The 11,432-nt window shown below is 72.8% G+C and carries 7 protein-coding genes; all 7 read left to right on the top strand.

The features are described 5' to 3' along the window. Positions 1 to 485 (top strand): Trp biosynthesis-associated membrane protein (locus tag BN344_RS00905; RefSeq protein WP_231486392.1); only part of this gene is annotated, 485 nt, incomplete at its 5' end. 155 nt (positions 486 to 640) lie between these two features. Next, positions 641 to 1,450: an indole-3-glycerol phosphate synthase TrpC gene (gene trpC, locus BN344_RS00900; protein WP_051515387.1), complete on the top strand. Its 810-nt coding sequence runs from the start codon at positions 641 to 643 to the stop codon at positions 1,448 to 1,450. Between the two features lie 85 nt (positions 1,451 to 1,535). Further along, entirely contained in the window at positions 1,536 to 2,885 is a 1,350-nt protein-coding gene (trpB, locus tag BN344_RS00895) for a tryptophan synthase subunit beta (protein WP_051515386.1), read from the top strand. A 40-nt stretch (positions 2,886 to 2,925) separates the two neighbouring features. Next, positions 2,926 to 3,726, top strand: coding sequence for a tryptophan synthase subunit alpha (trpA, locus tag BN344_RS00890; RefSeq protein WP_040336657.1), 801 nt, complete (start codon positions 2,926 to 2,928; stop codon positions 3,724 to 3,726). After that, positions 3,723 to 4,655, top strand: a complete 933-nt coding sequence (lgt, locus tag BN344_RS00885; protein ID WP_081788288.1) for a prolipoprotein diacylglyceryl transferase — start codon at positions 3,723 to 3,725, stop codon at positions 4,653 to 4,655. The genes trpA and lgt overlap by 4 nt, the downstream gene beginning before the upstream one ends. Before the next feature lie 361 nt (positions 4,656 to 5,016). Next, positions 5,017 to 9,705: a glutamate synthase large subunit gene (gene gltB / locus BN344_RS00880; RefSeq protein ID WP_040336656.1), complete on the top strand. Its 4,689-nt coding sequence runs from the start codon at positions 5,017 to 5,019 to the stop codon at positions 9,703 to 9,705. 104 nt (positions 9,706 to 9,809) lie between these two features. Further along, positions 9,810 to 11,300, top strand: coding sequence for a glutamate synthase subunit beta (locus BN344_RS00875; RefSeq protein ID WP_040336655.1), 1,491 nt, complete (start codon positions 9,810 to 9,812; stop codon positions 11,298 to 11,300). The last annotated feature ends 132 nt before the right edge of the window (positions 11,301 to 11,432 follow it).

Here is an 11,432-nt window from a genome sequence, read left to right as displayed (position 1 = left end):
ACGCCGCCCCCCTCGTCCCGGCCGCCGGGCTGGTCCTGCTGGCGGCGGCGGTGGCGCTGCTGGCCGTGCGCGGCACCGGCCGCGTGCTGGTCGGCCTCCTCGCGGCCCTGGCCGGGGGAGCGCTCGGCTGGTCCGGGCTGCGCGTCCTGACCGGTGGGCTCGACGAGGCGGGTCGCGACCTGCCCGGACTGGCCGGGGCGACGGTGACCGGGACGTCGGCCGAGGTGGGTACCACCTGGCCGACGCTCGCGCTGGTCGCCGGTGCGCTGGCGATCGCCGCCGGCGCCTTCGTGGCGATCCGTGGGCGGGCGTGGCCGGGCATGGGGCGCCGCTACGAGCGGCCGGGGGCGACGCCGGTAGCCGGGGTCATCGCCCCGGCGGCGACCGCGCCGTCCGCACCGAGGACCGACGAGGACCGGGCCGCCGAGGCATGGAAGGCGCTGGACCGGGGCGAGGACCCCACGACTGACCGGACGGACGTATAGCGGAACCGCACGGGCTCGCGTCCTCCGCCCCCTGGCCGGGCGGGGTCGGCGCCGCCTCTAGAGTGGTTCCACCGATCCGGCTGGTGAGGGGACGACGTGCGACAGGCAGTGGTGACGGGCGACGGGCGGGCATCCGCGCCGGCAGAGGCGACCTCGTGAGTGTTCTCGACGAGATCGTCGCCGGCGTCCGGGAGGACCTCGCCGCCCGCGAGGCGCGCACCCCGCTGGCCGAGGTCAAGGCCGCAGCAGCCGACGCCCGCCCGGCCCTGGACGCCCAGGCCGCGCTGCGGGCATCCGGCGTCGGCGTCATCGCCGAGGTCAAGCGCCGCAGCCCCTCGAAGGGCGAGCTGGCCGGCATCCCCGACCCCGCGGAGCTGGCCCGCCAGTACGCCGCCGGCGGCGCCCGCGTCATCTCCGTGCTCACCGAGCGGCGGCGGTTCGGTGGTTCGCAGGCCGACCTCCAGGCGGTCCGGGCCGTCGTCGACGTGCCGATCCTGTGCAAGGACTTCGTCGTCAGCAGCTACCAGGTGCACGAGGCGCGCGCCCACGGTGCCGACGTCGTCCTGCTCATCGTGGCCGCGCTGGAGCAGAACGTGCTCACCGGGCTGCTGGAGCGGGTCGAATCGCTCGGCATGACCGCGCTGGTGGAGGTGCACACCGAGGCCGAGGCCGACCGTGCGCTGGCCGCCGGAGCCTCGGTGATCGGGGTCAACGCCCGGGACCTCACCACCCTGGCGGTCGACCGCTCCACCTTCGAGCGGATCGCACCGGGACTGCCGTCGGACGTCGTCAAGATCGCCGAGTCCGGTGTCCGGGGCCCGCACGACCTGATCAGCTACGCCGCCGCGGGGGCCGACGCCGTGCTCGTGGGGGAGGGGCTGGTCACCGCCGGCGACGCCCGCCAGGCCGTCGCCGACCTGGTCACCGCGGGCTCCCACCCGGCCACGCCGGGAACCAGCCGCTAAGTGGAGGGCCCTCCTGCCCCCCACCACTCGCACGCTCGCGGCGGGCCCCTGCATGAGGGCCGAGGCGGCGCGGGACACTAGGCCCATGACCGCCAGTTCGTTGCCGCAGCCCGGAGATCTCTCTCTGCCGGCGCGCCCGGGCTGGCCCGACGCCACCGGCCACTTCGGTGTCTTCGGCGGCCGCTTCGTACCCGAGGCCCTGATCGCCGCCCTGGACGAGCTGACCGAGGCCTACGAGGCGATGCGGGTCGACCCCGCCTTCCTCGAGGAGTTCGCCCGGCTGCAGCGCGACTACACCGGCCGGCCGAGCCCGGTCACCGAGGTGCCCAGGTTCGCCGAGCACTGCGGCGGCGCGCGGGTGCTGCTCAAGCGCGAGGACCTCAACCACACCGGCTCGCACAAGATCAACAACGTGCTGGGCCAGGCGCTGCTCACCAAGCGGATCGGCAAGAGCCGGGTCATCGCCGAGACCGGGGCCGGCCAGCACGGGGTCGCGACGGCGACCGCCGCGGCGCTCATGGGGCTGTCCTGCACCGTGTACATGGGCGAGGAGGACACCCGCCGCCAGGCGCTCAACGTGGCCCGGATGCGGCTGCTCGGCGCCGAGGTCATCCCGGTCACCACCGGCTCCCGAACGCTCAAGGACGCGATCAACGAGGCGTTCCGCGACTGGGTCACCAACGTGGAGACGACGAACTACGTCTTCGGCACCGTCGCCGGCCCGCACCCCTTCCCGGCCATGGTGCGGGACTTCCAGCGGGTGATCGGCGACGAGGCCCGCGCCCAGGTGCTCGAGCGCGAGGGCCGGCTGCCCGACGCCGTCCTCGCCTGCGTCGGTGGCGGCTCGAACGCGATCGGCATCTTCACCGCGTTCGTCCCCGACGACGGCGTGCGGCTCGTCGGCCTCGAAGCCGGCGGCGACGGCGTGGACACCGACCGGCACGCGGCCACCATCACCGGCGGCTCGCCGGGCGTCCTGCACGGTGCCCGCTCCTACCTGCTGCAGGACCAGAACGGCCAGACGATCGAGTCGCACTCGATCAGCGCCGGGCTGGACTATCCCGGCGTCGGGCCGGAGCACTCCTACCTCAACGACATCGGCCGGGCCGAGTACCGGCCGGTCACCGACGCCGAGGCGATGGAGGCGTTCGCGCTGCTCTGCCGCACCGAGGGGATCATCCCGGCGATCGAGTCGGCGCACGCCCTGGCCGGTGCCATGACGCTGGGGAAGGAACTGGGGGAGGGCGCCCTGCTGCTGGTGAACCTCTCCGGCCGCGGGGACAAGGACGTGGAGACCGCGTCGCGGTGGTTCGGGCTGGGCGACCGCGAGGAGGTCGACCCGGGCCCCGGCCTGGACACCGACCAGAACCCCACCGAGGGCGCGGTCAGCAACGACGAGGCCGTCGCCGGCCAGGACGCGGGGGAGCAGTCGTGAACAGGGCCAGAATGGCCATATCGGCCCTGGGGGAGCAGGCGTGAGCGCTCTGGCGGACCGCATCGGCAAGGCGAAGGCCGAGGGGCGCGCGGCGCTCATCGCGTACCTGCCGGTGGGCTATCCCGACGTCCAGGGGTCGATCGAGGCCATGGTGGCCGCCGTCGAGGCCGGCGCCGACGTCATCGAGATCGGCGTCCCGTACAGCGACCCCGGCATGGACGGCCCGGTGATCCAGGAGGCGGTCGACGTCGCCGTGAAGGCGGGGGTCGGCCTGCGCGACGTGCTGCGGGCGGTCGAGGCCGTCGCCGCCGCCGGCGCCGTCCCGGTGGTCATGACCTACTGGAACCCCATCGAGCGCTACGGCGTCGAACGGTTCGCCACCGATCTCGCCGCGGCCGGGGGAGCAGGGCTCATCACCCCGGACCTCATCCCCGACGAAGCCGGCGAGTGGATCGCCGCCTCCGAGCGCGCCGACCTCGACCGGGTCTTCCTCGTCGCCCCCTCGTCGACCGACGTGCGGCTGCGCTCGACGACCGCGGCGAGCCGGGGTTTCGTGTACGTCGCCTCGACCATGGGCGTGACCGGTGCCCGGGACACCGTGAGCGACGCGGCCCGTACGCTCGTGGCCCGCACCCGCGAGGCGCGGCCGGACATCGCGCTCTGCGTGGGGCTCGGCGTCTCGAACGGCGCCCAGGCCGCCGAGCTCGCCGCCTTCGCCGACGGCGTCATCGTGGGCTCGGCCTACGTGCGGGAGCTGCTCGAGGGCCGGGGCGCCGACGGGATCCGCGCGCTCACGGCCGACCTCGCCGCGGGCGTCCGCCGGGCAGGGGCGCCGGCATGACCCTGCTGGCCTCGATCCCCAGCCCGGCGCAGGGCGTCTGGGAGCTCGGACCCTTCCCGCTGCGCGCGTACGCGCTGGCCATCATCGCCGGCATCGTGGCCGCCATCTGGCTGACCGACCGGCGCTGGCGGGCACGGGGCGGCGCGCCGGAGGACGTCCTCGACATCGCCGTCTGGGCGGTGCCGTTCGGGATCATCGGCGGACGCATCTACCACGTGATCTCGAGTCCCCAGGCGTACTTCGGCGAGGGTGGTGAGCCGCTGAAGGCCTTCGCCATCTGGGAGGGCGGCCTCGGGATCTGGGGTGCCATCTTCTTCGGCGGGGTCGGTGCCTGGATCGCCTGCCGGCGACGCGGCATCCCGCTGCCGGCCTTCGCCGACGCCGTCGCACCCGGCCTGCTGGTGGCCCAGGCCATCGGCCGGCTCGGCAACTGGTTCAACCAGGAGCTCTACGGCAGGCCGACCGATCTGCCGTGGGGCCTGGAGATCGACCCGGAGAACCGCCAGCGCGGGTTCGAGGCCGTCGCGACCTTCCACCCGACGTTCCTCTACGAGCTCCTGTGGAACCTCGCCGCGGCGGCTGTCGTCATCTGGGCCGACCGGCGTTTCCGGTTGTCCCACGGGCGTGCCTTCGCGCTGTACGTGGCCCTCTACTGCGCCGGCCGGCTCTGGATCGAACTGCTGCGCATCGACGACGCGAACCGGATCCTCGACATCCGGCTCAACGTGTTCACGGCGATCGTGGTGGGGCTGCTCGCCGTCGCCTACCTGGTCTGGCAGCGGGGCCGCCCCCGCGAGGTCATCACCCGGGGTCGGGACGCCGCCGCCGGAGAGGACGGCGTGGCGGGCGAGGGGACGGCGACGGGGAGCACGCCTTCCGCCTCCTCGGCCCCCGACGGTGACGGCGACCGCCGACGCGACCGGGGCTGAGGCGGCGCACTCGCGACGATCCGGACAGGGATCCGTGTGATCCTGCCGACGCGCCCGATGTGATGTTTTCCGGTATGGCCGTGGTGTTACGGCTGTGTACCCTTCGCTCTGACCCGCCGGCGATCCTGGCCGGGTCATCTCCGTCGGAACCGGGCCAACGCTGCCCCGCGCACGACAGCCACGCCGGTCACCACCCGGATGGCTCCGCGAGTCGGTCATCGGTCCGCGAGGCGTACCTTTCCTCCGCCGACGGCCGCACTCGCTTCCGTGCCGCCAGCTACGCCGTCCTTGACCACAGGCCCGGGAATTCCGCCCCGTCCGTCCCCCGCCGGGGCCGGACGCCGCCGACGACGGGAGTGACATGCCCGACTTCACCGACCCTGCCGCTGCGCCAGCGGTCCCGGGTGCGCAGCCCGCGCCCCGCGGCACCGCCGTCCCGTTCTCCGCCGTTCCGCCCGCCGTCGGCCTCTACGACCCGGCGAACGACAAGGATGCCTGCGGCGTGGCCTTCGTGGCCGACGCGCGCGGCCGGCGCTCGCGCGACATCGTCGCCAAGGGCCTGACCGCCCTGCACAACCTCGACCACCGCGGGGCCGCCGGTGCCGAGCCGAACTCGGGTGACGGCGCCGGCATCCTCACCCAGGTGCCCGACGCGCTGCTGCGCGCCAGCGTCGGCTTCGAGCTGCCGCCCGCCGGTGAGTACTCGGTGGGCATCGCCTTCATGCCCGCGGACGAGTCCGAGCGCGCCGCCCGCGTGGAGGACGTCGCCCGTCTCGCCGACGAGGAGGGGCTGACCGTCCTGGGCTGGCGCGACGTGCCGATCGACCCCGACGGCGCCGACCTCGGCCCGACCGCGCGCGCGGTCATGCCGCACTTCGCCCAGCTGTTCGTCGCCGAGACGATGGGCGCCCGCGCCGACGCCGACGCCTTCGGCGGCAACGTCGAGTGCCACGGGGTCACCCGGTTGGAGCGTCGGTCGTTCGTGCTCCGCAAGCGCGCCGAGCGTGCCGCGGTCGACGCGGGCAGCTCGCTCTACATCGCCTCGCTGTCGTCGCGGACGATCACTTACAAGGGCATGCTGACCACCGACCAGCTGCCGCTGTTCTTCCCCGACCTGCGCGACGAGCGCTACGAGTCGGCGATCGCGCTGGTGCACAGCCGCTTCTCGACCAACACCTTCCCGAGCTGGCCGCTGGCCCACCCGTTCCGGTTCGTCGCCCACAACGGCGAGATCAACACGATCAAGGGCAACCGCAACCGCATGCGGGCCCGCGAGGCGAAGCTCGCCACGGAGATGTTCGACGGCCCGGCCGGCCCGGCCTCGGAGCTCGGCCTGGAGCGGATCTTCCCGGTCACCGCGAGCGACTTCAGCGACTCGGCGACCTTCGACGAGGTGCTCGAGCTGCTGCACCTCTCGGGCCGCTCGCTCCCGCACGCCGTCCTCATGATGATCCCGGAGGCGTGGGAGAACCACGACGAGATGGACCCGGCCCGCCGGGCCTTCTACCGGTTCCACTCCTCGATCATGGAGCCGTGGGACGGGCCCGCCGCGGTGTGCTTCACCGACGGCACGCTCATCGGCGCCGTCCTCGACCGCAACGGGCTGCGCCCCGGCCGCTGGTGGCACACCAAGGACGACCTGGTCGTCCTGGCCAGCGAGGTCGGGGTCCTGGACATCCCGGCCGCCGACGTCGTCGCCAAGGGCCGGCTGCAGCCGGGCCGGATGTTCCTGGTCGACACCTCGTCGGGGCGGATCGTCTCCGACGAGGAGGTCAAGGGCGCGCTGGCCGCGGAGAACCCGTACGAGGACTGGCTGCACGCCGGCCTGGTGCACCTGCCCGCGCTGCCGGAGCGCCGTCGCTCGCGGCCCAGCCACGAGTCCGTCGTCCGCCGGCAGACGATGTTCGGCTACACGGAGGAGGAGCTGCGCATCCTCGTCCAGCCGATGGCCGCCAGCGGCGCCGAGCCGATCGGCTCCATGGGCACCGACACCCCCATCGCGGCGCTGTCGGACCGCTCGCGGCTGCTCTACGACTACTTCGGGCAGCTGTTCGCCCAGGTGACCAACCCGCCGCTGGACGCGATCCGCGAGGAGCTGGTCACCAGCCTCGGGCGGACCTTCGGTCCGGAGCAGAACCTGCTGAAGGCCACGCCGGCCTCCGCCCGGCAGGTCTTCCTGCCGTTCCCGGTCATCGACAACGACGAGCTGGCCAAGATCCTGCACATCGACGACGACGGCGACCTGCCCGGCTACGCCGCCGTCCGGATCACCGGCCACTTCGACGTCAACGGCGGCGGGCCCGCGCTCGCCCAGGCGGTCGAGGACCTGCGCACCAAGGTGAGCAAGGCGATCGCCGCCGGCGCACGGATCATCGTGCTGTCCGACCGCGACTGCGACGAGAAGCGGGCGCCCATCCCGTCGCTGCTCATGACCGCCGCGGTGCACCACCACCTGGTGCGGGAGAAGACCCGCATGGAGGTCGGCCTGGTCGTCGAGTCGGGCGACTGCCGCGAGGTGCACCACGTCGCGCTGCTGCTGGGCTACGGCGCGGCCGCGGTCAACCCCTACCTGGCCTTCGAGTCCATCGAGGACCTCATCCGCGACGGTCAGCTGACCGGTGTGGAGCCCGCCCAGGCCGTCCGCAACATGGTGAAGGCGCTCGGCAAGGGCGTCCTCAAGGTCATGAGCAAGATGGGCATCAGCACCGTCGGCTCGTACACGATGGCGCAGATCTTCGAGGTCGTCGGCCTGTCCCAGGAGCTCGTCGACGAGTACTTCACCGGCACCTCCGCCCCGCTGGGCGGCGTCGGCATCGACGTCCTCGCCGAGGAGGTGGCCATGCGCCACCGCCGCGCTTTCCCGGAGAACCCGACGGAGACCGCGCACCGCCGGCTCGAGGTCGGCGGCGAGTACCAGTGGCGCCGCGAGGGCGAGGTGCACCTCTTCAACCCCGAGACGGTGTTCCTGCTCCAGCACGCCACCCGCTCGCGGCAGTACGACGTGTTCCAGAAGTACACCGACGCCGTCGACGAGCTGTCGGAGAACGCCGGGACGCTGCGCGGCCTGTTCGCGCTGAGGACGGGCGTCCGCCCGCCCGTGCCGATCGACGAGGTCGAGCCGGTCAGCGAGATCGTCAGGCGGTTCCAGACCGGCGCGATGAGCTATGGCTCCATCTCGCAGGAGTCGCACGAGACCCTCGCCATCGCCATGAACCGGCTGGGCGGCAAGTCCAACACCGGCGAGGGCGGCGAGGACCCCGACCGCTTCACCCCCGACCCGAACGGCGACCTGCGCCGCTCGGCGATCAAGCAGGTGGCCAGCGGCCGGTTCGGCGTGACCAGCGAGTACCTCGTCAACGCCGACGACATCCAGATCAAGATGGCGCAGGGTGCCAAGCCCGGCGAGGGCGGTCAGCTGCCCGGCGGCAAGGTCTACCCGTGGGTGGCGCGCACCCGGCACTCCACGCCGGGCGTCGGCCTGATCAGCCCGCCGCCGCACCACGACATCTACTCGATCGAGGACCTCAAGCAGCTCATCCACGACCTGAAGAACGCCAACGACCAGGCGCGGATCAACGTCAAGCTCGTCGCCGAGGTCGGCGTCGGGACGGTCGCCGCAGGCGTGAGCAAGGCCCACGCCGACCTGGTGCTCATCTCCGGGCACGACGGCGGGACGGGTGCCGCACCGCTGACCTCGCTCAAGCACGCCGGCTCCCCGTGGGAGCTCGGGCTCGCGGAGACGCAGCAGACGCTGCTGGCCAACGGCCTGCGCGACCGCATCGTGGTGCAGGCCGACGGTCAGATGAAGACCGGTCGCGACGTGATCATCGCGGCGCTGCTCGGCGCCGAGGAGTACGGCTTCGCCACCGCACCGCTGGTGGTGTCGGGCTGCATCATGATGCGGGTCTGCCACCTCGACACCTGCCCGGTCGGGGTCGCGACGCAGAACCCCGAGCTGCGCAAGCGGTTCACCGGCAAGCCGGAGTTCGTCGTCACGTTCTTCGAGTTCCTGGCGGAGCAGGTGCGCGAGTACCTCGCCGAGCTGGGGTTCCGGTCCCTCGACGAGGCGATCGGCCACGCCGAGCTGCTCGACACCCGCCCGGCGGTCGACCACTGGAAGGCCTCGGGTCTCGACCTGTCGCCGCTCCTGGTCGTGCCGGAGCTGCCGGAGGGGACGCCGCGGCGCAAGGTGCGCGATCAGGACCACGGTCTCGACACCGCGCTCGACCAGACCCTCATCCAGCTCTGCGAGGGCGCGCTGCTCGACGCGCGGCCGGTCAGCCTCGAGCTGCCGGTGCGCAACGTCAACCGCACCGTCGGCACGATGCTGGGCTCGATGGTGACCCGGCGCTTCGGCGGCGAGGGCCTGCCCGACGGCACGATCGACCTCACCTTCGGCGGATCGGCCGGGCAGTCGTTCGGCGCGTTCGTGCCCCGCGGCATCACCATGCGGCTGTTCGGCGACGCGAACGACTACGTCGGCAAGGGGCTGTCCGGCGGGCGGATCATCGTGCGGCCCTCCCGGGAGGCGTCGTTCGCCGCCGAGGACAACGTCATCGCCGGCAACGTCATCGGCTACGGCGCGACCGGTGGTGAGATCTTCCTGCGCGGCCGGGTGGGGGAGCGGTTCTGCGTCCGCAACTCCGGGGCGCTCGCCGTCGTGGAGGGCGTCGGCGACCACGCGCTCGAGTACATGACCGGCGGCCGGGCGGTGATCCTGGGTGCGACCGGCCGCAACATCGCGGCCGGGATGTCCGGGGGCATCGCCTACGTGCTCGACCTGGCCCGCCACCGCGTCAACACCGAGATGGTCGACATCGACCCGCTGGACGGCGAGTCGTCGCAGTGGCTGCGCGACGTGCTGGTCCGCTACGCCGAGGAGACCGAGTCGCCGGTGGCGCACGCGCTGCTGGCCGACTGGGGCCGCTGGTCCGAGCAGTTCAGCGTGATCATGCCGCGGGACTACCGGCGTGCGATGGACGCGGCGCGGATGGCCGAGGCCAACGGCACCGATGTCGACCGCGCGGTGATGGAGGCTGCTCGTGGCTGACCTCCGCGGCACCTCGGGGCGAGATCTGCACACTCGCCCCCATCAGCGCCCGGAACAGGGCGACTGTGCAGGACTCGTCGACGTTTCCCGAGGGAGGGACGCACGTGGCTGACACCACCGGATTCCTGAAGTTCGAGCGGGAGCTGCCGCCGCGGCGTCCCGTCGAGGTCCGCATCCGTGACTGGAAGGACGTGTACAACGCCCGCCAGCACGGCGAGGACCCGCTGTACCCGACCCCCGAGGTGCGCAAGCAGGCGGCGCGCTGCATGGACTGCGGCATCCCGTTCTGCCACCACGCCTGCCCGGTGGCCAACCTGATCCCGGAGTGGAACGACCTCGCCCGGCGGGACGACTGGCAGGAGGCGATCGAGCGCCTGCACGCCACCAACAACTTCCCGGAGTTCACCGGCAAGCTGTGCCCGGCCCCGTGCGAGGGCTCCTGCGTGCTGAACCTGCAGGAGTCGCCGGTCACGATCAAGCAGATCGAGTGGGAGATCATCGACCGCGCCTGGGACGAGGGCTGGGTCACCCCGCTCGCCCCCACCGAGCGCACCGGCAAGAAGGTCGCCGTCGTCGGCTCGGGGCCGGCCGGCCTCGCCGCCGCGCAGCAGCTGACCCGCGCCGGGCACGACGTCACCGTGTTCGAGCGGGCCGACCGCGTCGGCGGCCTGCTGCGCTACGGCATCCCCGAGTTCAAGATGGAGAAGTCAGTCCTGGACCGGCGGCTGGACCAGATGCGCGCCGAGGGCACCCGGTTCGTCACGGGTGTCGAGGTGGGCGGCGCTGCGGCGGCCGACCTCTCGGTCGAGCAGCTGCGCGGCGACTTCGACGCCGTGGTGCTCGCCGGTGGCGCGACGATCGGCCGCGACCTGCCGGCCCCCGGCCGGGAGCTGGCGGGCATCCACCTGGCCATGGAGTACCTGCCGTACGGCAACCTGCAGGCGCTCGGCGAGCTGGAGAACCCGCCGATCGACGCCCACGGCAAGCACGTGGTGATCATCGGCGGCGGTGACACCGGGGCGGACTGCCTCGGCACGGCCCACCGGCAGGGCGCGGCCTCGGTCACGCAGCTGGAGATCATGCCGGCGCCGCCGGACCGCCGCGATCATGGCAGCAACCCGTGGCCGACCTACCCGATGATCATGCGCGTCTCCAGTGCGCACGAGGAGGGCGGCGAGCGGCTGTACTCGGTCAACACCGAGCGGTTCCTCGGGAACGAGGACGGCACCGTGCGCGCGCTGCTGCTGCACGAGGTGGAGCGGGTCGACGGCCGTTTCCAGAAGATCGAGGGCTCCGAACGCGAGCTGCGCGCCGACCTGGTGTTCCTCGCCATGGGCTTCACCGGTGCGCAGACCGACGGCCTCGTGGACAGCCTCGGGGTCGAGGTCGACGGCCGCGGCAACGTCTCGCGGGACGACGAGTTCATGTCCACGGTGCCCGGCGTCTTCGTCGCCGGCGACATCGGGCGGGGGCAGTCGCTGATCGTGTGGGCGATCGCGGAGGGTCGCGCCGCCGCGGCCTCGGTCGACACCTGGCTCACGGGGAGCTCGATGCTGCCCCGGCCCGTCACGCCCACCGCCGTCGCCCTCCGCTGAGGCATGTCGGTCTGTCGGGCCGAGTGGGGCCCGCAGGGCTCTACGCAGGCGTGACGAACACGCTCCGAGGAACTCGGGCACGGTAATTGGCCGCGGTGCGATCCGGAGGATCGCCATGTCATAGCGTTGGAG

The organism is Candidatus Blastococcus massiliensis AP3 (genome assembly GCF_000582785.1).
In the GTDB taxonomy this organism is placed as follows: domain Bacteria; phylum Actinomycetota; class Actinomycetes; order Mycobacteriales; family Geodermatophilaceae; genus Blastococcus; species Blastococcus massiliensis.
The sequence above is the reverse complement of the archived record's forward strand: the minus strand, read 5'-3'. Positions and strand labels throughout refer to the sequence as shown.